This is a genomic window from Orrella dioscoreae, assembly GCF_900089455.2.
In the GTDB taxonomy this organism is placed as follows: Bacteria; Pseudomonadota; Gammaproteobacteria; order Burkholderiales; family Burkholderiaceae_B; genus Orrella; species Orrella dioscoreae.
In genome coordinates this window covers 1,561,728-1,585,014 of the sequence record NZ_LT907988.1, presented here as the reverse complement: position 1 = coordinate 1,585,014, position 23,287 = coordinate 1,561,728, and the positions used below count along the sequence as shown (strand labels likewise).

At 66.3% G+C, this 23,287-nt stretch carries 22 protein-coding genes; 8 read left to right on the top strand and 14 right to left on the bottom strand.

The window, feature by feature from the left end; all coding sequences use genetic code 11:
* Nucleotide 1: 1 nt before the first annotated feature.
* Both ODI_RS07370 and ODI_RS07365 read right to left on the bottom strand, forming a co-directional pair.
* Nucleotides 2–409, bottom strand: coding sequence for a GlcG/HbpS family heme-binding protein (locus ODI_RS07370; RefSeq protein ID WP_067759803.1), 408 nt, complete (start codon nt 407–409; stop codon nt 2–4).
* The gene (locus ODI_RS07365) at nt 406–2,649 is read right to left on the bottom strand and encodes a propionate--CoA ligase (protein WP_269460530.1); all 2,244 of its coding nucleotides are present in this window, start codon (nt 2,647–2,649) and stop codon (nt 406–408) included. The genes ODI_RS07370 and ODI_RS07365 overlap by 4 nt, the downstream gene beginning before the upstream one ends.
* An 82-nt stretch (nt 2,650–2,731) precedes the next feature.
* Between ODI_RS07365 and ODI_RS07360 the strand changes: the two genes are divergently transcribed.
* The gene (locus ODI_RS07360; protein ID WP_408635937.1) at nt 2,732–3,313 is read left to right on the top strand and encodes a C40 family peptidase; all 582 of its coding nucleotides are present in this window, start codon (nt 2,732–2,734) and stop codon (nt 3,311–3,313) included.
* 98 nt (nt 3,314–3,411) lie between these two features.
* Nucleotides 3,412–4,760, top strand: a protein-coding gene (locus ODI_RS07355) for an IS3 family transposase (protein WP_098020867.1) whose coding sequence is annotated in 2 segments (ribosomal slippage) — nt 3,412–3,898 and nt 3,898–4,760 — 1,350 coding nt in all. Because the reading frame shifts where the segments join, the coding sequence is not laid out codon by codon here.
* Between the two features lie 69 nt (nt 4,761–4,829).
* Here the strand turns inward: ODI_RS07355 and ODI_RS07350 are convergent.
* The 5 genes from ODI_RS07350 to ODI_RS07330 form a co-directional block, all read right to left on the bottom strand.
* Nucleotides 4,830–5,165 (bottom strand): DUF2325 domain-containing protein, encoded by a 336-nt coding sequence (locus tag ODI_RS07350; RefSeq protein ID WP_067757089.1) that lies wholly within the window; start codon nt 5,163–5,165, stop codon nt 4,830–4,832.
* 211 nt (nt 5,166–5,376) lie between these two features.
* Nucleotides 5,377–6,324, bottom strand: a complete 948-nt coding sequence (locus ODI_RS07345) for a CysB family HTH-type transcriptional regulator (RefSeq protein WP_067757086.1) — start codon at nt 6,322–6,324, stop codon at nt 5,377–5,379.
* Nucleotides 6,325–6,447: 123 nt separating this feature from the next.
* Nucleotides 6,448–7,086, bottom strand: a complete 639-nt coding sequence (locus tag ODI_RS07340; protein WP_067757083.1) for an HD domain-containing protein — start codon at nt 7,084–7,086, stop codon at nt 6,448–6,450.
* Nucleotides 7,087–7,149: 63 nt separating this feature from the next.
* Nucleotides 7,150–8,646, bottom strand: coding sequence for a CoA-acylating methylmalonate-semialdehyde dehydrogenase (locus ODI_RS07335; RefSeq protein ID WP_067757080.1), 1,497 nt, complete (start codon nt 8,644–8,646; stop codon nt 7,150–7,152).
* Between the two features lie 43 nt (nt 8,647–8,689).
* Complete coding sequence (locus tag ODI_RS07330) at nt 8,690–9,865, bottom strand: ABC transporter substrate-binding protein (RefSeq protein WP_408635936.1); 1,176 nt, start codon at nt 9,863–9,865, stop codon at nt 8,690–8,692.
* 183 nt (nt 9,866–10,048) lie between these two features.
* On the opposite strand from ODI_RS07330, the gene ODI_RS07325 reads away from it, so the two are divergent.
* Nucleotides 10,049–10,969, top strand: a complete 921-nt coding sequence (locus tag ODI_RS07325; RefSeq protein WP_067757074.1) for a LysR family transcriptional regulator — start codon at nt 10,049–10,051, stop codon at nt 10,967–10,969.
* A gap of 43 nt (nt 10,970–11,012) precedes the next feature.
* Here the strand turns inward: ODI_RS07325 and lptF are convergent, their stop codons facing one another.
* A complete protein-coding gene (gene lptF / locus ODI_RS07320; RefSeq protein ID WP_067757071.1) occupies nt 11,013–12,140 on the bottom strand; it encodes an LPS export ABC transporter permease LptF in 1,128 nt (375 codons plus the stop codon).
* A gap of 54 nt (nt 12,141–12,194) precedes the next feature.
* Between lptF and ODI_RS07315 the strand changes: the two genes are divergently transcribed.
* The 5 genes from ODI_RS07315 (at nt 12,195) to ODI_RS07295 (ending at nt 16,575) form a co-directional block, all read left to right on the top strand.
* Nucleotides 12,195–13,724, top strand: coding sequence for a leucyl aminopeptidase (locus ODI_RS07315; RefSeq protein WP_067757068.1), 1,530 nt, complete (start codon nt 12,195–12,197; stop codon nt 13,722–13,724).
* Nucleotides 13,725–13,750: 26 nt separating this feature from the next.
* Nucleotides 13,751–14,203 (top strand): DNA polymerase III subunit chi, encoded by a 453-nt coding sequence (locus ODI_RS07310; RefSeq protein WP_067757092.1) that lies wholly within the window; start codon nt 13,751–13,753, stop codon nt 14,201–14,203.
* A gap of 28 nt (nt 14,204–14,231) precedes the next feature.
* Complete coding sequence (locus ODI_RS07305; RefSeq protein ID WP_098020866.1) at nt 14,232–14,609, top strand: hypothetical protein; 378 nt, start codon at nt 14,232–14,234, stop codon at nt 14,607–14,609.
* A gap of 198 nt (nt 14,610–14,807) precedes the next feature.
* Nucleotides 14,808–15,518 (top strand): Bax inhibitor-1/YccA family protein, encoded by a 711-nt coding sequence (locus tag ODI_RS07300; RefSeq protein WP_067755780.1) that lies wholly within the window; start codon nt 14,808–14,810, stop codon nt 15,516–15,518.
* A 211-nt stretch (nt 15,519–15,729) separates the two neighbouring features.
* Nucleotides 15,730–16,575 (top strand): aldo/keto reductase, encoded by an 846-nt coding sequence (locus ODI_RS07295; RefSeq protein WP_067755778.1) that lies wholly within the window; start codon nt 15,730–15,732, stop codon nt 16,573–16,575.
* A 15-nt stretch (nt 16,576–16,590) separates the two neighbouring features.
* Here the strand turns inward: ODI_RS07295 and recO are convergent, their stop codons facing one another.
* The 6 genes from recO to ODI_RS07265 all read right to left on the bottom strand — a co-directional run bounded on the left by recO (nt 16,591) and on the right by ODI_RS07265 (nt 23,258).
* Complete coding sequence (gene recO, locus ODI_RS07290) at nt 16,591–17,178, bottom strand: DNA repair protein RecO (protein WP_067755775.1); 588 nt, start codon at nt 17,176–17,178, stop codon at nt 16,591–16,593.
* On the bottom strand, nt 17,171–18,058 hold the full coding sequence (gene era, locus ODI_RS07285; protein ID WP_067755772.1) for a GTPase Era: 888 nt from the start codon (nt 18,056–18,058) through the stop codon (nt 17,171–17,173). Before era ends, recO begins: the two co-directional genes overlap by 8 nt.
* On the bottom strand, nt 18,055–18,813 hold the full coding sequence (gene rnc / locus ODI_RS07280) for a ribonuclease III (RefSeq protein ID WP_067755769.1): 759 nt from the start codon (nt 18,811–18,813) through the stop codon (nt 18,055–18,057). Before rnc ends, era begins: the two co-directional genes overlap by 4 nt.
* Before the next feature lie 2 nt (nt 18,814–18,815).
* Nucleotides 18,816–19,703, bottom strand: coding sequence for a signal peptidase I (gene lepB / locus ODI_RS07275; protein ID WP_067755766.1), 888 nt, complete (start codon nt 19,701–19,703; stop codon nt 18,816–18,818).
* 24 nt (nt 19,704–19,727) lie between these two features.
* A complete protein-coding gene (gene lepA, locus ODI_RS07270; protein WP_067755763.1) occupies nt 19,728–21,521 on the bottom strand; it encodes a translation elongation factor 4 in 1,794 nt (597 codons plus the stop codon).
* A 213-nt stretch (nt 21,522–21,734) separates the two neighbouring features.
* The gene (locus ODI_RS07265) at nt 21,735–23,258 is read right to left on the bottom strand and encodes a DegQ family serine endoprotease (RefSeq protein ID WP_082985373.1); all 1,524 of its coding nucleotides are present in this window, start codon (nt 23,256–23,258) and stop codon (nt 21,735–21,737) included.
* Nucleotides 23,259–23,287 lie beyond the last annotated feature (29 nt).

Sequence of the window (23,287 nt, the reverse complement as noted above, 5' to 3'; positions counted from 1 at the left end):
CTTACACACCCAGCGCAGCGATGCCGGCTTGCGCGATCTGCACGTCATCGGTCGACTTCACGCCCGACACGCCCACGGCGCCGATCACCTGGCCGTCGACCAGGATGGGCACCCCGCCTTCCAGCATGCCCTGCAGCAGCGGCGCGGTCAGGAAGGCCGTGCGGCCGCCGTTGATGATGTCCTCGTAGACCTTGCTCTCGCGGCGGCCCAGCGCGGCGGTCTGCGCCTTGGCCGGGGCGATGTGCGACGAGATGGGCGCGGCGCCGTCGCGACGCAGCAGGCCCAGCAGATGGCCGCCATCATCCACCACCGCAATGGTCACCGCCCAGTTGTCCTGTTGGGCGCGGGCGTCGGCCGCGGCAAGGATCTTCTGGACTTCGGCGGCACCGAGCACGGACTTGGTCTTCATAGGGTTTCCTTTATTTGTTCGAGTGTCTGGGGGTCTTCGATCGTGGTCAGGTCGCCCGGGTCGCGGCCTTCGCAGAGGGCCACGATGGCCCGGCGCAGCACCTTGCCCGAACGGGTCTTGGGCAGGGCCGGCACGAAGCGGATACGCGCAGGCCGCGCCACCGCTCCCAACTGGTCCTGCACCACGCGCATGATATCCCCTTCCAGGGCGTCGGCCTGCTCGCGTGTCTCGGCCTGCTCGGGCGATTTCAGCACCACGAAGGCCATGGCGACCTGGCCCTTCAATTCGTCGGCCACGCCCACCACGGCGCACTCCGCCACGCCGGTGTGGCTGCTGATGGACTCCTCGATTTCACGGGTGCCCAGGCGATGCCCCGCCACGTTGATGACGTCGTCGGTGCGGCCCAGGATGAACCAGTAGCCGTCCTCGTCCACGCGCCCCCAGTCGAACGACGAATAGACCTGGCGGCCGGGGATGGACGTGAAATAGGTCTGCACGAAACGCGCGTCGTCGCCCCAGATCGTGCTCATGGCGCCAGGCGGCAACGGCGGCACGATGGCCACCACGCCCTTCTGGCCCGCCGGCAGGTCCTCGCCGGTGGACTCGCTGACGATACGCGCGTCGAAGCCATACACCGGGAAGGACGGGCTGCCGAAACGCGTGGGCACGGCCTCCACGCCCGGCTGGGCTGACAGGATGGGCCAGCCGCTTTCCGTCTGCCAGTAGTTATCGATGATGGGCTTGCCCAGCTCGCCGGCGATCCAGCGCGCCGTCGGCTCGTCCAGCGGCTCGCCGGCCAGGTAGACGGCACGCAGGCTGGAGAGGTCATGGCGGCGCAGGCATTGCGGGTCCTGCTTCTTCAGCACCCGCACGGCGGTAGGCGCCGAGAACAGCGTGTTCACGCCGAAGCGCTCGACCAGCCGCCACAGGATGGCGCCATCCGGCCGCACTGGCGTGCCTTCGTACAGCACCGTCGCCTGCCCGCCGATGAGCGGCCCGTAGACGATATAGGAATGCCCCACCACCCAGCCGATGTCGCTGGTGCAGAAGAAAGTGTCGCCCGGCTTGCCGTTGAAGACATGGCGCATCGACGAGGCCAGCGCCACGGCATAGCCGCCCGTGTCGCGCTGCACGCCCTTGGGCTTGCCGGTGGTGCCGGACGTATACAGCACGTAGCTGGGCTCGGAGGACTCCAGCCATGCGACCGGGGCCTGGGCGCCATCATGGCGCGCGCGCAGGGCCTGGTAATCCAGGTCGCGGCCTTGCACCGGCGTGAAGGGCGCCAGGCCGCGATCCACGATGATGACGCTGGCAGGCTTCTGCGTCGCCAGGTCCAGCGCACGGTCCAGCAAGGGCTTGTAGGGCGTGACCTTACCCCCGCGCGAGCCGGCATCCGCGGACACCACCACCTTGGGCGCGGCGTCGTCGATGCGCTGGGCCAGGTTGACGGAGGCGAATCCGCCGAACACCACTGAATGGATGGCGCCGATGCGCGCACAGGCCAGCATCATGAAGACGGCCTGCGGAATCATGGGCATGTAGATCAGCACGCGGTCGCCGCGCCCCACGCCCTGCGCCACCAGCATGGCCGCCGCGGCGTTCACTTCCTTATGCAATTGCGCGCGGGTATAGGTTTCTTCCTGGTCGACCTCGGTGGACACCCAGATGAGCGCGGGCGCATCGGCCTGCTCGGGCAGCCAGCGGTCCACCGCGTTGTGGCACAGGTTGGTGCGCCCGCCCACGAACCAGCGCGCGAACGGCAGGCGGCTGTCGTCCAGCACCCGCTCGAACGGCGTCTCCCAGTGGACGAACGCCGCCTGCTCGCGCCAGAAAGGATCGCGCTCCTGCAGGGAACGCCGATGAAATTCGCGCAGGGTCTGCATGCCTGTTGTCTCCTTGTCGGTCTGTTTCTTCCGTGAGAAAAGCCTTGTTGTTCTGCGGGCATTGTGCCGCCGCAAGCTTGCACGAGGCTTGCCTTTTTCCGCGATCTTGCGCCATCTGAGACCAAAAGACGAGGCAAGCGCGTCCAAGCCGTGTTTTCCCGTATCCGGACCTGCCAGAAAGAAAAAGACATGACAAAAACGATGGCTTTGGTAGAATTTTCCTGTTTTTGCCAAACACCCCCTGTCCGCGTCAGGTTTTCGCCGCCGTCGTTCTCCGGCGAAAAACGCGTCCAGCCCTGCCAGTTCCTTCCTTCGTGTCACCTTGCACGCGGGAATTCGCCGCAAATTCTTGTCCATGCATCCAGCCGATCGCGCCATCGACGCCCCTGCTTTGCGCCCGCACCGTGTGCGTGCCGTGGGTGGCTGGACGGCCGGCGTGCTGCTTGCGCTGATGCTCGCGGGTTGCGGCACCTCGCCCACCCGCCCGGCCCAGCAGGCCAGCGTCATGGACGACGTGGACTGGTATGGCGCCAACGACCAGTCCGACCCCATCGCGGCCCTGCTGCGCAGCAAGGGCGCCCAGCCGACGGCCAGGAAACCCCAATCCGCCCGGGAAGACGCCGCGCAGACGCCTACGGGACTGGTCAGCACGGCCATGACGCTGCTGGGCATCCGGTACCGCTACGGCGGCAACACCCCCGACGAAGGCTTCGATTGCAGCGGCCTCGTCACCTACGCCTTCCAGCAGTCGCTGGGCATGAAACTGCCCCGCAATGCCGCCGAGATGGCCCGCCTGGGCAACCAGATCGACCGCGGCGACCTGAAGGCCGGCGACCTCGTGTTCTTCAACACGCTGGGCCGCCGCTATTCGCACGTGGGCATCTACGTCGGCGACAACAGCTTCGTCCACTCCCCCAGCTCGGGCGGCGTGGTGCGCGTGGAAAACATGGACATGCGCTATTGGAAGAAGCGCTATAACGGCGCGCGGCGCCTGGAGCCGGGCCTGCTGGCCTCGCGCTGATTCCCGGCCCTTCCCCCAGGCAACACCCAAAACAAAAACGGCGCACCATGAACTGACCCCCGAAAGTTGGACGAAATCCAATCTTCGGGGGTTTTTGCATGGCGAAGTACGACGAGCAGTTCAAGCTCAGGGTAGTCAGGCGGTATTTATCGGGCTCAGCGGGAGCCAAGACGGTCGGTGCTGAGCAGGGTCTTGGCCATGCGACGGTCAGACGCTGGGTGCAGAGCTACCGGGAGCATGGCCTGTCCGGGTTGCGCCGCAAGGGGGCAAGCTATGACGCAGCCTTCAAGCTGCAGGTGCTCAGGCGAATGCGGCAGGAGCACTGGTCACAGGCCCAGACGGCGGCCGCGTTCAACATTCGCTGTGCGACTCACATTGGCAAGTGGGCACGCCAGTATGATGCGGGAGGACTGGGCGCATTGGCGCCCAAACGTAGAGGTCGACCTCCGATGCCCCACAAGCCCCCGCCCGCGCCAATTCCCACGGACATGACTGCCGAGCAGATGCGCGAGGAGCTGGCCTATCTGCGCGCGGAGAATGATTATCTAAAAAAATTGAAGGCCTTGATCGAAGCGGAACGGACCGAAGCGCTGGTGAAAAAGCGCAAATTGTCCAAGGATTGAGGCCGACACATCCGCTGTCGCTATTGCTGCGGGCGGCCAAGCTCTCGCGCAGCACGTTCTACTACCATCTGAAGGCGCAGGGTGCGGTCGATCAGTACGCCGCGCTCAAGGCCAAGATCCGTGCTATCTACACACGTCACAAGGGCCGCTACGGCTACCGGCGCATCACGGCCGCGCTGCGCCAGGCCGGCCAGTGCGTGAACCACAAGACGGTGCAGAAGCTGATGCGGGCGTTGGGACTGAAGTCCTTGGTGCGACCGAAGAGGTATCGCTCGTACCGAGGCGAGGTAGGCCGCGTGGCGCCGAACGTGCTGGCGCGCCAGTTCGAGGCCGACCGTCCGAACCAGAAGTGGGTCACCGACGTGACGGAGTTCAACGTGCGCGGCCAGAAGCTGTATCTGTCGCCGGTGATGGACCTGTACAACGGTGAGATCGTGGCCTACGAGACCAGCGAACGCCCGCTGTTCGGGCTGGTGGGCAACATGCTCAAGAAGGCGATGCGCCGCCTGTCGCCGGGCGACCAACCGCTGCTGCACTCGGACCAGGGCTGGCAGTACCAGCAGCCCAGCTACCGGCGCATGCTGGCCGATCGTGGCCTCACGCAAAGCATGTCGCGCAAGGGCAACTGCCTGGACAACGCCGCCATGGAGAGCTGGTTCGCCACGCTCAAGACCGAGTGCTTCTACCTGCGCCGCTACGACAGCATCGAGCAGCTTCAAAAGGCCATCGGCCAGTTCATCCACTACTACAACCACCAGCGTATCCGGCTCAAACTAAAAGGCCTGAGCCCGGTGCAATACCGAACTCAGGCCTTGGCCGCCTGATCTTTTAAACTGTCCAACTTCTGGGGGTCAGTTCACCAGGCGCCGTTTTTGCTTTTCCCCCGCCGACCGTCAGTGCTGCGTGCGGGCACACGAATTCGCGTTGGGGCACAGGCCGCATTGCGTCAGCGCCTGCTGCATGCTGCACACCGAACGGCGGCATGCCACCACACGGATGCCGCCACGCTGCGCGGCGTTGCGGAAGGTCTTCATCACGTTGTGGCCCAGGAAGTCCGTGAGCAGGATGACCAGCTCGGTGCCCGAGGGCAGTTGCAGCGTCTTCTTCTGGTGCGAAGGATCACGTCCACTGATGTGGTGCGTGATGGAAATGTTGTGGCCCTTGAGGAGCTCAGGGATGTTGCCCAGGCGGTCCGCGCCTACCACTACTGCGCTCATCGATTGCGTCATGATGCCCTCGTTTGGGGTCGTTTGCGATAGATGAAATGATAATGATTCCTGTTTGAAGATCAACCGAAAATGGGAGCTATTCTCATTTGAATTTTTTAATCAAATGATCCGACCCCATAGTTCCAAGCTTCATGCCACCCTTGCCCCTGACGCAAAACGCCCCGCGCAGAGCCGATCCACGCGGGGCGCCGGGGCAAACCACGGAGAGGGGTCAGGCGTCCTTCGCGCCCTGCACCGCTTCCGCCACCGCCTTGCGGGTCAGCGTCGGCGTCAGCATTTCCAGGAAGGTATAGACATAGTCCCGCAGGAACACGCCCTCCTTGATGCCGACACGCGTCGTGTGCGTGCCGAACAGGCGGCCCACCGGCAGGCCGATCAGGCCCTGGTCGCGGCGCGGGTCATACGCCACGCCGGCAATGATGCCGATGCCCAGGCCGACGTCCACGTAGGTCTTGATGACGTCGGCGTCGATGGCCTCGAGCACGATGTCCGGATGGATGCTTTGCGCGGAGAACGCCTCGTCGATGGCCGTCCGGCCCGAGAAGGCGCGGTCATACGTCACGATGGGATACTCGGCCAGTTGCGCCAGCGTCAGCTTCTTGGCGGCGCTGGAAGTCAGCTCGGCCAGCGGATGATCCGGCCGCACCACCACCGTGTGCTCCCAGGTGTAGCAAGGCAAGGTGGCAAGGCCTGGCGTCAAGGCCAGCGACTCGGTGGCAATGGCCAGGTCGGCCTGCTCGTGCAGCACCATTTCGGCCAGTTGCGTGGGACTGCCTTCTGCCAGCGACACGCGGACCTTGGGAAACTGCTTGCGGAAGCCGGGAATCACGCCGGGCAGCAGGTAACGCGCCTGGGTGTGCGTGCAGGCGATCACCAGTCCGCCTTCGTCGCGGCGCGCGAACTCGTCGCTGACCTTCTTCAGGTTGTCGACCTCGCGCATGATGCGGTCGATCACCTGCGACACGGCTTGGCCGGGCTTGGTCAGGCCCTTGATGCGCTTGCCATGGCGCTCGAAGATCTTCACCCCCAGTTCATCCTCGAACTCGATGATGGCCTTGGAGACGCCAGGCTGCGAGGTGTAGAGCATTCTCGCCGCTTCGGTCAGGTTGAAATCGCGGCGGATCGTTTCCCGCACGAAGCGGAATTGTTGAAGGTTCATTATTTACCCCAATGTTTCAACCGAATTATAGGTAATAAGGAACCCTCCATATATTCAATATAGATATAAGCATTTACTCATTTCCCCAGGTCGTGGCGCCTGGCTGAAGGCCATTCGGCCGCGTCAGATTTCTTGCGCGAAGGCATCCAGGAACGCCAGCATGCTGGCGTGCCGCAACCCTGCCAGGCGGGCGCCTTCCGGGGTCTGGAAGTTGTCCGCCAGCATGAGCAGCTTCTTGGGAAAATGATCCAGCGCGTAGTGCGCATCGTCCAGCGGCCGCGCCTGCGCCTGCGGATCGGCCGGATGATAAAGCTGCGACCTCATGCGGCCCGCCACATAGAAACACCGCGCAACGCCCAGCATGCCGATGGCGTCCAGGCGGTCGGAGTCCTGCAGGATGCGGGCTTCCAGCGTGCGCGGCGCAATGGCGGCGGTGAAGCTGTGCGCCTCGATGATGTGCGCCACCTGCCCGATACGTGCGTCATCCCAGCCCAATCCTCGCAATATCTCGGACGCCTTGGCCGCCGACAGGCGCGATGCCTGGGCGCGCAAGGGGGAATTCTTCTCGACGGCCACGCAGTCGTGCAGCAGCGTCGCGGCCAGCAGGAGCTCGGTGTCCCCGCCTTCGCACGCGTGGATCGCGCGGGCGTTCTTCCAGACGCGCTGCAGGTGGGACAAGTCATGGGCGCCGTCGTCGCCGCCGGTCACGGCGGGCAGCAGCAAGGCGGCGAGTTGCGGATAGGGATCGAAGTCGGCATGCATCGCCGGCATGCTACCAAACGGCGCGGGGCCGCGGCTGGCGGCCCCGGCCTCCTCACGCAGACATCACTTCATCGTGATCGTGGTGTTCACGCCCGAGCCATGCGCCGACCAGCGCGCGGTCACGGTCTTGGTCTGGGTCCAGAACTGCACGGCCTGCTTGCCGTTGGGCCCCAGGTCCCCCAGCTTGGAGCCGCGCGACCCCGTGAAGCTGAACCAGGCCACCGGCACCGGAATGGGGATGTTGATGCCCACCTGTCCCACGTCGATGTTGTTCTGGAAATAGCGCGCGGCGCCGCCGTCCTGCGTGAAGATCGCCACGCCGTTGCCGTTGGGATTGCCGTTGATGAATGCCACCGCCTCTTCCAGCGTCTCGGCCTCCACCACGCACAGCACCGGCCCGAAGATCTCCTCCTGGTAGATGCGCATCTTGGCCGTCACGCCGCCGAACACCGTCGGGCCGACGAAATTGCCCTGCTCATAGCCCTTGACCGTCAGGCCACGGCCATCCAGCAGCAGCGTCGCGCCCTCTTTCTCGCCGGCCGCGATCAGGCTCTCCACGCGCTGCTTGGCGGCGGGCGATACCAGCGGGCCCAGGTCGGCGCTGCGGTCGGTGCCCGTGTTCACCTTCAGCTTGCGCGAGCGCTCGACGAAATCGGGCAGCCACTCGCGCGACTTGCCGACGAACACCGCCACCGAGGCCGCCATGCAGCGCTGGCCCGCCGCGCCGAAAGCCGCGCCGATCAGGTGATTCAAGGCCACTTCGCGATCGGCGTCGGGCAGGATCACGCAGTGGTTCTTCGCGCCCATCATGGCCTGGCAGCGCTTGCCCGCGTCCGAGGCACGCCGGTAGATCTCGGTGCCCACGCGCGTCGAGCCGATGAAGGACACGGCCTTGACGTCCGGGTGCTCGCACAGCCCGTTGGCGATGTCCGGCCCGCCATGCACCACGTTCAGCACGCCCGGCGGCAGGCCCGCTTCCAGCGCCAGCTGCGCCAGGAACAGGGTGGCGGTGGGGTCCTGCTCGGACGGCTTCAGCACGAAGGTGTTGCCGCAGGACACGGCGATCGGGAACATGAAGCAGGGCAGCATCACGGGGAAGTTGAAGGCGGTGATGCCCGCGCACACCCCCAGCGGCTGGACCAGCGTATAGACATCGATGCCGCCCGCCGCGTTCTCGGCATACTCGCCCAGTTGCAGGCTGGCGATGCTGCAGGCGTGCTCGACCACCTCCAGGCCGCGGCCCACCTCGCCCTGCGCATCCGGCAAGGTCTTGCCATGCTCGCGGGTGATCATCTCGGCGAGCTTATCGGTGTTGTCGCGCAGCAGTTGCTGGAACTTCAGCATGACGCGCATGCGCGCGCCCTGCCCCGTGTTGCGCCAGGTGGCATAGGCCTCGCGGGCATTGGCCACGGCCTGGTCCAGCTCTTCGCGCGTGCCGAAAGGCACGCGGGCCACCACCTCCTGCGTCGCGGGATTCACCACGTCGCGCCACTCCTTCGACGTCGACTCGACCAGCTTGCCGCCGATCAGGTGGGCCAGGCGGGGAATGTCTTTGCTCATGCGTCTTGACTCCAGGATCGATAAAGAAAACCAGGGAAGGCAATCAGGGTTTGGCCTGCTGCACCAGCGGGCAGGTCGATTGCGCAAGCGGCTGGAATGCCTGCTCCGCCGGGATCGTCGCCACCAGGCGCGAGTAGTCCCACTCGCCCTTGGACTCGTCCGGCTTCTTGACCTCGTACAGGTACATGTCGTGGATCACGCGGCCGTCCGGACGGATCGATGCATTGCGCATGATCGGGTCCTTGATCGGCAGCTTGCGCATGGCCTCGGCCACCACGTCGCCCTGCGTCGAGCCGGTCTGGGCGGCCGCGCGCAGGTAATGCAGCACGCTGGAATAGACGCCCGCATGCGTCATCGTGGGCTTCAGGCCCTTGTAGGCCTTCTCGAAGCGGCCTGCCCACGCCCGTGCGTCGTCATCGAAGTCCCAATAGAAGCCATCCACGTAGGACAGGCCCTGCGCATTGGGCAGGCCCAGCGCGCGCAGGTCGGACAGGAAAATCAGCAGGGACACGAGGCGCTGCCCGCCTTCGACGATGCCGAACTCGCGCGCCTGCTTGACCGCGTTGACCGTGTCCTGGCCGCCGTTGGCCAGCGCCACGACCTGCGCTTTCGACGCCTGCGCCTGCAGCATGAAGGACGCGAAGTCGGCGACGTTCAGGGGGTGCCGCACGCTGCCCACCACCTTGCCGCCCAGCGACTGCACCATCTTGGCGGTGTCGGCCTCCAGCGAATGACCGAAGGCGTAGTCCACCGTCACGAAATACCAGGATTTGCCGCCCGTCTCGACCGTGGCGCGCGCGCCGCCGGCGGACTGCGAATAGGTGTCGAACATCCAGTGAAAACCCACCGGCGAACACTGCGCGTTGGTCAGCGCGGTGGTGGCCGGCCCCGAGAACATCACGACCCGGTTCTTTTCCTTGGCGATGCCCTGCACGGCAATCGCCACGGCGGAATTGGTCAGGTCGGCAATCGCCGAGACGCCTTCCCGGTCGAACCATTCGCGCGCGCGCGCCGCGCCCACGTCGGCCTTGTTCTGGTGATCGGCCGACACCAGCGAAATCTGCATGCCCTTGCATTCGGCCTTCAGGCAGTCGTCGATGGCCAGTTGCGCGGCGGCCACCGAACCGGGTCCGCCCATGCCGGCATAGGTGCCGGACATGTCGCCCAGGATGCCGATCTTGATCGGCGGCTTGTCGGCCGCGGCGGCAGCCCCTCCCATTCCCAACCCCAGGCAAAGCAGCGCGGTTCCCAGACCGCGTGTACGTGTCGTCGCCATGCTTGTCTCCTCGTTGTGTGGGCTTGCCATCTGCGGGCAATGCCAGGCCAGTGTAGGTGTGTGAAAATGAACCAACAAGACTAGAAATGCACACTGCTTGTGCATTCATGCACACAGGAGACGGCCATGCCGGACTGGGACAGCTTGCGGTATTTCCTCGAAGTCGCCCGCACCCAGCGCGTCAGCGCGGCCGCCCGCCGCCTGGGGGTGGAGCACACCACGGTCTCGCGCAGGGTCAAGGCGCTGGAAGCCAGTCTGGACACCGTGCTCTTCGAGAAATCCCGCAGCGCGGGCTTCGTGCTGACGGCCGACGGCCAGCGCCTGTTCGTGCGCGCCGAACAGATGGAAAACACCCTGCAGTCCGCGCGCGAGGAATTGTCCGGCATCGGCGAGGCGATCTCTGGACACGTCCGGCTGGGCGCCACCGAGGGTTTCGGCACCTATGTGCTGACGCCGCTGCTGATGGACTTCCATCGCCGCTACCCGCACGTGACGCTGGACGTCCTGCCCGTGCCGCGCTTCGTCAGCCTGTCCAAGCGCGAAGCCGACCTCGCCATCACCATCGAACGGCCGCAACGCGGTCCCTATGTGTGCAGCAAGCTGTGCGACTACACCCTGCGCCTGTACGGCACGCCCGCGTATCTGCATGCGCACGCGCCCATCACGCGGCGCGCGGACCTCGCCGACCACACCTTCATCGGCTACGTGGACGAACTGCTCTTCAGCGACCGGCTGCGTTACCTGGAGGACGAGCTGCCGGGCAGCAACGTGGTCCTTCGCAGCACCAGCGTCATCGCGCAGTACCACGCCGCGTTGCAGGGCCAGGCGCTTGCCGTGCTGCCCTGCTTCATCGCGTCACAGGACAGCCGCCTGACGCCGGTATTGGCCGACGACGTGCGGATCATGCGAAGCTTCTGGATCTATTGCCACGAAGACGCGCGCAGGCTCAAGCGCGTGGCGGCGTTGTGGGAATTCCTGCGGCAGGCGGTGACGGCCAACCAGACCTTGCTGCAGGGCCGCGGCGGCCCCTTGCGGCGCGGCGCCTGACGGCAGGCGTGCCGCCAGGCATTGCGGCAGTTGGCCGCGGCGCTCAGGCAGCGGCCGGCGCGGGCGCGGACGGCCCGGCATCCTTCGGCGCCTTCACGCGCAGGCGGCGATACATCAGGTAGGCCGTCAGCAGGCCGAAGATGGCATGTACCGCCCAGACCCCGACGCCGAAGCCGACCGCCCCGCTGCTGATCCAGCCGCGCGACAGGTTGATGAGGTTCATGTAGAGCAAGGCCACCAGGCCGGCGATCAACAGGTCGCCCGAGCGGCCCAGGCGCGGATTGACCGCCCCCAGCGGAATGGCCAGCAAGGCCAGGTTCAAGGCCGCGATGGGCAAGGCGATGCGCCACATGATCTGGGCCCGCGAGCTGTCGGTGTCGTCCGTGATCAGTTGGCCCGTGGGACGCGCCTTGCTGCTGCGCTCCGCTGCCGCGCGGGCTTCGGCCAGCTGGTCTTCGCCACGGCTTTCCAGGCGCACGCCATATCGCTGGAAGTCGGCCAGGCGGAACTCGGCGGACCCCGGCTTCAGGTCATAGCGATGGCCTGCGCCCAACACCAGGAAACGGTCGCCGTTGGCTTCGTTCTGGATCCTTGCGTTGGTGGCGGTGACGACCGTCAGCCACTCGGGATCCTGCACGCGCACGAACACGCTGCCCAACTCATCGCCCACGATCGAGGGCTCTTCGGCGAAGAACACGCGTTCGCCGCCGCTGGCCTCCGCGAACTGGCCGGCGGTGACCTTGGACAGGTCCGAGCGCTGTTCATAACGCTCGCGGTATTCGGCGATCTGCCGGTACGCCCAGGGCGATGCAGCCAGCGTCAGCACGGCGATGAGCATGGCGATGGGGATGGCCAGGCGCAGCACGGGCCGCAGCCAATCAGCCAGCGACAGGCCGCTGGCGAACCACACGACCATTTCGGACTCGCGGTAGTTGCGCGTGACGGTGGTGAGCACCGCGATGAAGAGCGACACCGACAGGATGGTGGGCAGCGCGGTGATGGTGGAGAACGTGGCGAGGCCGAGCACGACGTCGGCGCCGATGGTGCCGCCTGCCGCCTCGCCCAGAAGGCGAACCAGCAGCACGCTGAGCCACACGATCACCAGTGTGGAGAAGACGACGCCTGCATGGCTGGAGATTTCCGCTGCGACCGAGCGTTTGAATAGTGACATGGGAGAATATGCGGGATAATCGTTGCATCCACTGACGCACACGGGGAAACCCTCATGGAATTTAGCACACACACCACCGCTTCCCTTCACCAAACCAAAACGGCCGCACTGGCCGTTGGCGTTTATGGAGATGGCGTGCTGACGCCCGCCGCCGACATCATCGATCGTGCCAGCGAAGGCCAATTGCGCGCCGTCGTGAAGGCCGAGTTCTCCGGCAAGGCTGGCGCCACGCTGGTGCTGCGCGCCCTGCCCGGCGTCACCGCGCAACGCGTGGTGCTGGTCGGCCTGGGCAAGGAAGACGACTACGCCCCGGCCGTGCACGCCGCCGCCGAGCGCGCCTTCGCCGCCGCCTGCGTGCAGGCGCAAGCGGCCGATGCCGTGTCCACGCTGGCCGCGAACAAATGCGAAGGCGCGACGCTGCGCGTGCGCGCGCGCAATGCCGCCATCGCCGCCGGCCAGGCCACGTATCACTACGACCGCACGTTCGGCAAGGCTGATCCGGCCGCGCGTCCCAAGCTGAAGAAGTTCGCCGTCTCGGTGGCGCGCGCGGACACCGCGCAGGCGCAGGCGGGCTTGCGCGAAGGCGGCGGCATCGCCAACGGCATGGACCTCGCCCGCACGCTGGGCAACCTGCCCGGCAACCTCTGCACCCCGGCCTACCTGGCGGACACGGCACGCAGCCTGGCCGCTGAATTCAAGGGCACGCTCAAGGCCGAGATCCTCGAACGCAAGCAGATCGAGGCGCTGAAGATGGGCTCGTTCCTGTCGGTGGCGCGCGGCTCCGATGAAGCGCCGCGCTTCATCGTGCTGAAGTACACGGCGAAGGAATCGGCAAAGGCAGCGGCCAAGTCCAAGGCCAAGGCGCGCGCGCCCATCGTGCTGGTGGGCAAGGGCATCACCTTCGATTCGGGCGGCATCTCGATCAAGCCCGCCGCCACCATGGACGAAATGAAGTACGACATGTGCGGCGCGGCCAGCGTGCTGGGCACCTTGCGCGCAGTCGCCGAGATCGAACTGGCGCACGATGTCATCGGCCTCATCCCCGCGTGCGAGAACATGCCCAGCGGCCGCGCCAACAAGCCGGGCGACGTCGTCACCAGCATGTCGGGCCAGACCATCGAGATCCTGAACACCGACGCCGAAGGCCGTCTGGTGCTGTGCGACGCACTGACCTACGCCGAACGCTTCAAGCCCGCCGCCGTGATCGACATCGCCACCCTGACCGGCGCCTGCGTCGTGGCCCTGGGCCACGTCAACACAGGCCTGTTCTCCAAGGACGATGCCCTGGCCGACGCGCTGCTGGCCGCCGGCCGCGACACGCTCGACACGGCATGGCGCATGCCCATGGACGACGCCTACCAGGAACAGCTGAAGTCCAACTTCGCCGACATCGCCAACATCGGCGGCCCCCCCGCAGGGTCAGTCACCGCCGCCTGCTTCCTGTCGCGCTTCACCAAGGCCTATCCCTGGGCCCACCTGGACATCGCCGGCACCGCCTGGCGTGGCGGCAAGGACAAGGGCGCCACCGGCCGTCCGGTGCCCCTGCTGGTGCAGTACCTGCTCGGGCAGGCGCAGAAGGCGTGAGCGGTCCAGGCCCGGCCGCGTCCGCCGTGACGCGCATCGACTTCGCCTTCGGCGCGCCCGACCGCCTGCCGATGGCCTGCCAGGTTGCCGGCAAGCGCTACCGCGCGGGCCAGCGCCTGGTCGTCTACTGCAGCGACGCGACGCGGCTGGCGGCCTTCGACAAACTGCTCTGGACGTTCGAGGACATCTCCTTCCTTCCCCATGTCCTCGCCAACGATCCGCTGGCCGCGAGCAGCCCCATCGTACTGACTGCGCAGGCGCCCGCCGCGCCCGTGGCCGACGCAGGCGGCGAACTGCCCTGGCTGATGAATCTAGACGACGATTGCCCGCCCGGCTATGCGCAGTTCGCCCGGGTGCTGGAGATCGTCTCGGGCGAACCTGCCGATCGCCAGACCGCGCGCCAACGCTGGCGCACCTATCAAGAGGCCGGCCACGACCTGCATGCCCACGACCTGAGCAAACCGGCAGGCGGCGCCTGAGGCGCCCTGCCCACGCCTGGAGAGCGCCGTGAACGATCCCCGCAACGACCCCGATATCCCGACCCTGACCGAAAGGTCCGACCTGCCCGCCCCCGATACGGCGGCCGCCTTCCGCCCGGTGTCCGTGGAAACCGCCACGGTGGAAGCCCTGGCGCGCGAAGCCGCCGCGGCCATTCCCGCCCCCCTGGCCGCGCCGTCCCCCCTGCCCCCGGCCGCCGGCACGGCAACGGCGTCCGCGGGCGACACCCAGGACGACGACATCTGGCGCGCCCAGGTCCGCCAGGAAATCGAACGCGCGCTGCGTCCCGCCGTGGACGCGGCGCTCGATAGCCTGCGCCGCCGCCTGGAACGCGAACTGCCGGCCCTCGTGGCCGCCGCCGTCGCGCAGCACGCCAGGAAGAAATAGGTCCTGCGACAGGCCCCTTCGGCCTGCCGCCCTGCACGGGCCAGCCCTTTCCCCTGGGGCAAATTGCCCTCTCCCTGTATTTTCAGGGAACTGTAAGGTATCCTGACGGTCTGAAGCCTGTCGCGCTTCGCCATGGGTGCGCGTCCCGCGTGCCCGCGAGCGGCTGCGACATCCCTTGCTTGCCTAGGAGCCTCCAACATGAACGATTTTCGTCAATCGCCCCTGGCCCGCACCGGCCCCTATACCGGCGCTGCGGGCGAAGTCGTGCGCAACCGCGTGTTGCGCAACACCTACTGGCTGCTGGCCCTGTCGCTGATCCCGACGGTGCTGGGCGCCGCCGTGGGCCTCTACACCGGCCTGAACCAGGTCATGGCGCTGAGCCCCGGCCTCAGCACCATCCTGTTCCTGGCTGGCGCATTCGGCCTCATGTACCTGATCCAGCGCAATCGCGACAGCTCGGTTGGCGTAGCGCTGCTGCTGGCCTTCACGTTCTTCATGGGCATCATGCTGTCGCGCCTGCTGGGCTTCGTGCTCGGCATGTCCAATGGCTCGCAACTGATCATGACGGCCTTCGGCGGCACGGCAGTGGTCTTCGCCAGCATGGCCACCCTGGCCTCCACCATCAAGCGTGACCTGTCGGGCATGCAGAAGTGGCTCTTCATCGGCGCCGTCGTCATCCTGGTCGCCGCGCTGGCCAACATCTTCCTGCAACTGCCCGCGCTCATGCTGACCGTGTCGGTGCTGGCGGTCGTCATCTTCTCGGCCTTCATACTGGTGGATATGCAGCGCGTCATCAACGGCGGAGAAACCAACTACGTTTCGGCCACGCTGTCCATCTACCTGAGCGTCTACAACGTCTTCGCCAACCTGCTGATGCTGCTGGGCATCTTCGGCGGCGACCGCGAATAAGCGGTTCTCAACAGTACCCCTCCTGCCCGGTGCGCACTTGCCGGGCAGCTGAACCCGCCGCAAGGCGGGTTTTTTTGACCGACGGGCCGCCCCAAGGCAAAAACGGCCCCCCTGGGGGGCAGCAAGCCGAAGGCGCGGCGTGGGGGCTTTTTTTATGCCTCGGATTGCTAGAATCGTCGATGTCATCTGCCATGCCCGCCAGGAGACCCTCATGACCGTCAGCCCTGCTTCCGTGGTCCTGCCCGATGGCCGCAGCGTGTGTGCGCTCGGCCAGGGAACGTGGTTCATGGGAGAGTCGCCGGACCGCGCGCAGGATGAAATCCGCAGCCTGCAAGCCGGGCTGGATGCGGGCCTGGCCCTGATCGACACGGCCGAGATGTACGCCGATGGCGGGGCCGAGGAAATCGTGGGGCGGGCCATCGCCGGCCGCCGCGACGAGGTCTTTCTCGTCAGCAAGGTGTTGCCCGAGCATGCCTCGCGCCACGGCACCGCGGCCGCCTGCGAGGACAGCCTGCGGCGCCTGAAGACCGATACGCTGGATCTGTACCTGCTGCACTGGCGCGGCCGCCATCGCCTGAGCGACACGGTCGAGGCAATGGAGGCGCTGCAGCGCGAGGGCAAGATCCGCGCCTGGGGCGTCAGCAACCTCGACATGAACGACATGCAGGAACTGCTGGGCGTGCCGGGCGGCAGCCAGGTGCAGGTGAACCAGGTGCTCTACAACCTGGGCCGGCGCGGCATCGAATTCGACCTCCAGCCCTGGTGCGCCCAACGCGGCGTGGCGATCATGGCGTATTCGCCGCTGGAACAGGGGCGGCTGCTGGACTCGCCAGCCTTGAACACTGTGGCGCAACGCCATGGCGTGACGCCTGCCGCCGTGGCGCTGGCCTGGACGATGCGCCTGCCCGGCGTGATCTCGATTCCCAAGACGGCATCCCTTGCCCGCCTGCGGGACAACCTGGCCAGCCTGACCCTGACGCTGAGCCCGGAAGACCTGGGCACGCTGGACGCGGCCTTCCCCGCCCCCACGCGCAGCCAGCCGCTGGAAATACTGTAGGCGGCACTGCCCCGGCTACAGGCGCTGCAATTCCATCAGCACCCGCCGCGTCGCCAGCGGCCTGCCGGCCAGTTGGTCGGCCAGACGCTCCCGCAGGCTGGCGCGCAGGGCAGGTTCGCGCTGGGCGTCGCCGAAATCTGGCTCTTCCTCGTCCACGCCATAGCCCGTCTCGCGCAGCAGCATCCATTCAAAGCGACGCAGGGCCGCCGCCGCGCGCTGGCCACCCGCCAGCTGGCGCAAGGCCTCGACATAGGCGTCGTACAGCACGGGATGGGGATCTTCGCGCGGCAGGAGCCGCAGCAGCAGTTCATTCATGTACCAGGCCGACATCAACGCGCCGCCTGCCAGCGCATGAATGCCGGCGCTTTCCGCGCGCGTCAGCGTCTTGACCTCGCCCATGCCCGTCCACGACAGCAGCAAGGGCTGGAAAGCGTTCAAGACGGGGCGCAAGGTGGAATAAGGGCGCTTCGCGCCCTTGGCGACCAAGGCCACGCAACCGTGTTCACGGGAAAAGGCCTGGACCACCAGGGAGGTTTCTCGCCACGGGGTGGCGTGCAGCATGTAACCGGCGGCGTCCTGGACGCGCGCGCCGCGTCTACTCATAGCCCAGGTCGCGCAGCGCGCTCTCGCGGTCGGACCAGCCCTTGCGCACCTTGATGTAGACCTCCAGGTGCACGGGCTTGTCCAGCAGCTTGGCGATGTCCTGGCGAGCCTCGGTGGCGATGCGCTTCATGTGCATGCCGCCGGTGCCCAGCAAAATGGGCTTGTGGCTGTCGCGCTCGACCACCACGCAGGCCGCGATGCGGGCGCCCTGCTCGGTTTCATCCCATTGCTCGATCACCACGGTGCTGCCGTAGGGCAGTTCGTCGCCGACCAGGCGGAAGATCTTCTCGCGGATCAACTCGGCGGCGATGAAACGCATCGGCCTGTCGGTCAGCGTGTCGGCCTCGAACATGGCTTCGCCGACGGGCAGGCGCTGGGCAATTTCGCCCAGCAGCACGTCCAGCTGCTTGTCCTTGGCCGCGCTGACGGGCACCACGGCGGCAAAGGGATGCAGCGCCATGATCCTGGAAACGTAGGCGAACAGGTCGTTGCGCTGCTTCAGCAGGTCGACCTTGTTCACCGCAAGGATGGTGCGCTCGGGCGCGGGCAGCAAGGGCAGCAGCTTCGCGTCGCCCTCGGACCACTTGCCGGCCTCGACCACGTGCACCACCACGTCGACGTCGGCCAACGCCTGCGTGACGACGCGGTTCATCATGCGGTTCATGGCGCCGCCATGGCGGGTCTGGAAGCCCGGCGTGTCGACGAAGACGAATTGCTCGGTGTCGCGGGTGAGCACGCCCTGGATGCGATGGCGCGTGGTCTGCGCCTTGCGCGACACGATGGAAAGCTTGGTGCCGACCAGCGCGTTGGTCAGCGTGGACTTGCCGACGTTGGGTCGGCCGACGATGGCGACGAAGCCGCAGCGGAAATCCTGGGTCATTTGGTGTCTTGCGCCACTGCCACGGGCAGGGTCAGTTGCGTGGTCTTGCGCGCCTTGCCGGCGCGGCGCTTCAGGGGAGTGGGGCTGGCGGCCTCGGCAGCCTCCAGCGCCAGCTTGGCGGCGGACTGCTCGGCCGCGCGGCGGCTGCTGCCGGGCGCCACGACCTTGATCTCGAATGCGGGAATGGCGCACTCGACCTCGAATTGCTGGCTGTGCGCCGCGCCGTGCGTGGCAATGACGGTATAGATGGGCAAGGCCATCTTGCGCCCCTGCAGGAACTCCTGCAGCAAGGTCTTGGCGTCCTTGCCCAGGGTCTGCGGATCGACGTTGGCCAGGATGGGCTGGTATTGGCGCACGATGACGCGGCGGGCCTGGTCGAAACCGCCATCCAGGAACACCGCGCCGAAAATGGCCTCGAGGGTGTCGGCGAGGATGGAGGGCCGACGGAATCCGCCGCTTTTCAGCTCGCCCTCGCCCAGGCGCAGGTATTGGGACAGGTCCAGCTTCTGGGCGATGTCCGCCAGGGAAGCCTGCTTGACCAGATTGGCGCGCAGGCGCGACAGGTCGCCTTCATCGATGCGGGCATAGCGCTCGAAGAGCATGGCAGCCACGACGAAGTTCAGGACCGAATCACCCAGGAATTCCAGCCGCTCGTTGTGTCGCGCGCCGTGGCTGCGATGCGTGAGCGCCTGCTCGAGCAGGCCGGCATCGGCGAATTGGTAGTCCAGGCGGTTTGCAAGCGTTGCAAGCGACATCGTCAATGAACCCTGCCTATGCGGCCCAGGTCGCCGAAATTCATCCAGATCATGAAGGTCTTGCCCACGATGTTGGCATCGGGCACGAATCCCCAGTACCGGCTATCAAGGCTGTTGTCCCGATTATCGCCCATCACGAAGTACTGGCCTTCCGGCACGGTACAACGGATTCCATTGCGTTCATACTGGCAGTTCTGACGGTTGGGATACGTCCAGGTGGGGCCGATATCCTGGAAAGAGCGCTCATCCACCAGGATCTTGTGCTCAACGTCGCCGATTTTTTCATCAAATTTCGCGGTGTAGGACACCCGATCCGGTTCGAAGTAGTCGCCGTCGCGCGCACGGGCCACTTCCTGGCCGTTCAGGTAGAGCTTCTTGTCCAGGTAGGCGATCTGGTCGCCGGGCAGGCCGATCACGCGCTTGACGTAATCCACCTGCGGCTCCACGGGGTAACGGAAGACCATGATGTCGCCCCGCTTCGGACTGCCGGTATCGATGACCTTGCGATCCAGGACCGGCAGGCGAATGCCGTAGCTGAACTTGTTGACCAGGATCAGGTCGCCGGACTCAAGCGTGGGCAGCATCGATCCCGAGGGGATGCGGAACGGCTCCACCACGAAGGAGCGCAGCAGGAACACGAACAGGATCACCGGGAAGAAGCTGACCGCGTATTCCAGCCACCAGGACATGCGCCCCGCCTCCTGGGCAGCCTGCTGGCGCCGCTCGGCGACATGCTCGGAGCTGGCGCCCGCGGTTTCCAGGTCGGCCCGGGCAACCGCCTCGGCGATGCGGGCACGGCGGCGCGAACGCAGCCAGATACGATCCACCAACCAGATGCCGCCGGTCAACACCAGCAGCAGGAAAAGGATCAGGGCGAAATTCCAACTCATGCGTCTTTCCTCTTTCCTTCTTTCTTACTTGTCTTCAACCTGCAGGATGGCCAGGAAGGCCTCTTGCGGGATCTCCACGCTGCCGACCTGCTTCATGCGCTTCTTGCCGGCCTTCTGCTTTTCCAGCAGCTTCTTCTTGCGGCTGATGTCGCCGCCATAGCACTTGGCCAGCACGTTCTTGCGCAGGGCCTTGACGTTCTCGCGGGCGATGACCTCGGCGCCGATGGCGGCCTGGATGGCCACGTCGTACATCTGGCGCGGGATCAGCTCGCGCATGCGCGAGACCACTTCGCGGCCGCGGTAGCGGGCATTGCTGCGGTGGACGATCATGGCCAGCGCATCGACGCGGTCGCTGTTGATGAGCAGGTCCACGCGCACCACGTCGGCCGAACGGTATTCCAGGAACTCGTAGTCCATCGAGGCATAGCCGCGCGACACCGACTTCAGCTTGTCGAAGAAGTCGAGCACGATCTCGGCCAGCGGGATTTCATAGACCAGGTGCACCTGGCGGCCGTGGTAGCTCATGTTGATCTGGGCGCCGCGCTTGTTGTTGCACAGCGTCATGACCGGCCCCACGTATTCCTGGGGCATGAACAGCGTGACCTTCACGATCGGCTCACGGATGTCCATGATGTGGCCGACCTCGGGCATGCGCGAGGGGCTTTCCACCGTGATCACCGAGCCATCGCGCTGCTGGACCTCGTACACCACCGACGGCGCGGTGGTGATGATGTCCATGTCGAACTCGCGCTCGAGGCGTTCCTGCACGATTTCCATGTGCAGCAGGCCCAGGAAGCCGCAGCGGAAACCGAAGCCCAGCGCCTGCGACACCTCGGGTTCGAACATCAGCGCGGCATCGTTGAGCTTGAGCTTTTCCAGCGAGTCGCGCAGCTGGTCGTATTCGCTGCTTTCCACCGGATACAGGCCCGCGAACACCTGGGGCTGGACTTCCTTGAAGCCGGGCAGCGGTTCGGTCGCGGCCTTGCCGGCCAGCGTGATCGTGTCGCCCACCTTGGCGTGCGCCAGGTCCTTGATGCCCGCGATGATGAAGCCCACGTCGCCGGCCGACAGTTGCGGACGAGGCTGCGACTTGGGCGTGAAGACGCCGATCTGTTCGCACAGGTGCGTGGCCTGCGAGGCCATGAAGAGCAGCTTGTCCTTGGGCTTGACCACGCCGTTGACGATGCGCACCAGCATGACCACGCCCACGTAGTTGTCGAACCACGAATCGATGATGAGCGCCTGCAGCGGCGCGTCCGGATCGCCCTTGGGCGGCGGCACGCGCGCAACCACGGTTTCCAGGATCTCGTCGATGCCCATGCCCGTCTTCGCGCTGGCCTGGACCGCGTCGGTGGCATCGATGCCGATGACGTCCTCGATCTCCTGGCGCGCGCCGTCGGGATTCGCCTGGGGCAGGTCCATCTTGTTCAGCACGGGCACCACTTCCACGCCCAGCTCGATGGCGGTATAGCAGTTGGCCACGGTCTGGGCTTCCACGCCCTGCGAGGCATCGACCACCAGCAGCGCGCCTTCGCAGGCGGACAGCGAGCGGCTGACTTCATAGGAGAAGTCGACGTGTCCCGGCGTGTCGATGAGGTTCAGCGCATAGACCTTGCCGTCGGCTGCCTTGTATTGCAGCGCGGCGGTCTGGGCCTTGATCGTGATGCCCCGTTCACGCTCGATTTCCATGGAGTCCAGCACCTGCGCGGACATTTCGCGGTCGGCCAGGCCGCCGCAACGCTGGATGAGACGGTCGGCGAGCGTGGATTTGCCGTGGTCGATGTGGGCAATGATCGAGAAATTGCGGATGTGCTGCATAAACCGGGCGGGGGAACTCGCAGGAAGGGGTGGATGGCCGGGACGCCGCGCCTGTTACAGGCGTCGCGGCGGCGCGGCTGGGAAGGCAAGCAGCGGCACGGCGCAACAGACGGCGGCGCGGCGGACACGCCGCGCCCTCTGGCCTTGACAAACAGAGGGGGCGCCATGCGCCCCCTCCTTTTGCGGCAACCAGCTATTTTAGCCGGTCTTGGACTATTTGGCCGGACGCACGGCCACCCACTGGGTCAGATCGCCTCGGCGCACCAGCAGGCCGACCGCCCGCTCCTTGTCCACCTTGGCTGCCAGCTTGGCGAATTGCTCGGGGCTGGTCACGTCGGTGTCGTTGATCGCCAACACCACGTCGCCCTGGGTGAGGCCCGCCGCGGCGCTGACGCCCTCGGCCGACTGCACCAGCACACCGCCCTTGATGCGCAGCTTGCGCTGCATCTCGGCGGGCACGGCCGTCACCGCCAGGCCCAGCGCATTGCTGGCCTTGGCCTGGCTTTCTTCCTTGGCCGCCGCCGCGGCGCCGCCCTTGGCCTCCATCTCGGTGACCTTGACCTTCAGCGTCTGGTTCTTGCCCTTGCGCCAGACTTCCATCGCCACGTCGGAACCCGGCTTGGTCTCGCCGACGATGCGCGGCAAATCGGACCAGCGGTTGATGGCCTGGCCGTTGAAGCGCTGGATGACGTCGCCCGGCTGCACGCCGGCCGCATCGGCGGGGCCTTCCGGCTGCACGCCGCTCACCAGTGCGCCTTCGGCCTTGGGCAGGCCGATGGCATCGGCCACATCCTTGCTGACTTCGCCGATCTGCACGCCGATCAGGCCGCGCGTCACGCGCCCGGAAGCCTTCAGCTGCTCGACCACCCGCATGACCTCGTCGATGGGGATGGCCAGCGAGATGCCCATGAAACCGCCGCTGCGCGACACGATCTGGGAATTGATGCCCACCACCTCGCCGCCCAGGTTGAGCAGCGGACCGCCCGAATTGCCTGGGTTGACGGCCACGTCGGTCTGGATGAACGGCAGGTATTCGCCGGTGTCGCGGCCGATGGCGCTGACGATGCCGGAGGTGACGGTGGAGTCCAGGCCGAAGGGCGAACCGATGGCCAGCACCCACTGCCCCTTCTTCAGGGCCTTCACATCGCCGATGGGCAGCGTCGCCATGCCCTTGGCATCGACCTTGATGAGCGCCACGTCGGTGCGCTCATCGGTGCCGATGACCTTGGCCTTGAACTCGCGTCCATCGGTCAGGGTGACGAAGATCTCGTTGGCGTCGGCCACCACATGGTTGTTGGTGAGGATGTAGCCGTCATCGGAAATGAAGAAGCCCGACCCCAGGCCACGCGGCACCGAACGCTCGGCGGGCGGCGTCTGGTCGCGCGGCGGCGCCTGGCGCGGCGCGCCCGGCATGCCCGGCGGCTGGAAGTCGGGGCCGAAGAAGAAGCGGAACAGCTCGTAGGGATCGTTGCCGCCGCCAGGGCCGCGGCGCACAGGCACCGTGGCCGTGGTGCGGATGTTCACCACCGCCGGATCAGCCTTCTCGACGATGGTGGTGAAATCAGGCAGGGCCGCCGCCGTAGGCGCCGCCACCGCGGGGGCTGAAGCGGCGGCGGGCGCCGCTTGCGCCGCCACCGGTGCGTGGTGCAGCAGCACGCCGCCAGACACCAGCGCCAGGGCCAGCGCGGTGGCCTGAAGCCGGCGCAGAGAGGGTTGGGTCAGGGTTTGGAATCGCATGAATAACGCTCCAGTGCGCCCAGGCATGG

What these genes read in the sequence shown, in the direction of transcription:
- ODI_RS07330 (WP_408635936.1), bottom strand. Translation starts at nt 9,865, where the DNA reads ATGGGAGGGGCTGCCGCCGCGGCCGACAAGCCGCCGATCAAGATCGGC.
- era (WP_067755772.1), bottom strand. Translation starts at nt 18,058, where the DNA reads ATGACCCAGGATTTCCGCTGCGGCTTCGTCGCCATCGTCGGCCGACCC.
- ODI_RS07340 (WP_067757083.1), bottom strand. Translation starts at nt 7,086, where the DNA reads ATGCATGCCGACTTCGATCCCTATCCGCAACTCGCCGCCTTGCTGCTG.
- ODI_RS07335 (WP_067757080.1), bottom strand. Translation starts at nt 8,646, where the DNA reads ATGAGCAAAGACATTCCCCGCCTGGCCCACCTGATCGGCGGCAAGCTG.
- lepA (WP_067755763.1), bottom strand. Translation starts at nt 21,521, where the DNA reads ATGCAGCACATCCGCAATTTCTCGATCATTGCCCACATCGACCACGGC.
- ODI_RS07345 (WP_067757086.1), bottom strand. Translation starts at nt 6,324, where the DNA reads ATGAACCTTCAACAATTCCGCTTCGTGCGGGAAACGATCCGCCGCGAT.
- ODI_RS07350 (WP_067757089.1), bottom strand. Translation starts at nt 5,165, where the DNA reads ATGACGCAATCGATGAGCGCAGTAGTGGTAGGCGCGGACCGCCTGGGC.
- ODI_RS07295 (WP_067755778.1), top strand. Translation starts at nt 15,730, where the DNA reads ATGACCGTCAGCCCTGCTTCCGTGGTCCTGCCCGATGGCCGCAGCGTG.
- ODI_RS07325 (WP_067757074.1), top strand. Translation starts at nt 10,049, where the DNA reads ATGCCGGACTGGGACAGCTTGCGGTATTTCCTCGAAGTCGCCCGCACC.
- ODI_RS07365 (WP_269460530.1), bottom strand. Translation starts at nt 2,649, where the DNA reads ATGGACAAGAATTTGCGGCGAATTCCCGCGTGCAAGGTGACACGAAGG.
- ODI_RS07370 (WP_067759803.1), bottom strand. Translation starts at nt 409, where the DNA reads ATGAAGACCAAGTCCGTGCTCGGTGCCGCCGAAGTCCAGAAGATCCTT.
- ODI_RS07315 (WP_067757068.1), top strand. Translation starts at nt 12,195, where the DNA reads ATGGAATTTAGCACACACACCACCGCTTCCCTTCACCAAACCAAAACG.
- rnc (WP_067755769.1), bottom strand. Translation starts at nt 18,813, where the DNA reads ATGTCGCTTGCAACGCTTGCAAACCGCCTGGACTACCAATTCGCCGAT.
- lepB (WP_067755766.1), bottom strand. Translation starts at nt 19,703, where the DNA reads ATGAGTTGGAATTTCGCCCTGATCCTTTTCCTGCTGCTGGTGTTGACC.
- ODI_RS07300 (WP_067755780.1), top strand. Translation starts at nt 14,808, where the DNA reads ATGAACGATTTTCGTCAATCGCCCCTGGCCCGCACCGGCCCCTATACC.
- ODI_RS07265 (WP_082985373.1), bottom strand. Translation starts at nt 23,258, where the DNA reads ATGCGATTCCAAACCCTGACCCAACCCTCTCTGCGCCGGCTTCAGGCC.
- recO (WP_067755775.1), bottom strand. Translation starts at nt 17,178, where the DNA reads ATGAGTAGACGCGGCGCGCGCGTCCAGGACGCCGCCGGTTACATGCTG.
- lptF (WP_067757071.1), bottom strand. Translation starts at nt 12,140, where the DNA reads ATGTCACTATTCAAACGCTCGGTCGCAGCGGAAATCTCCAGCCATGCA.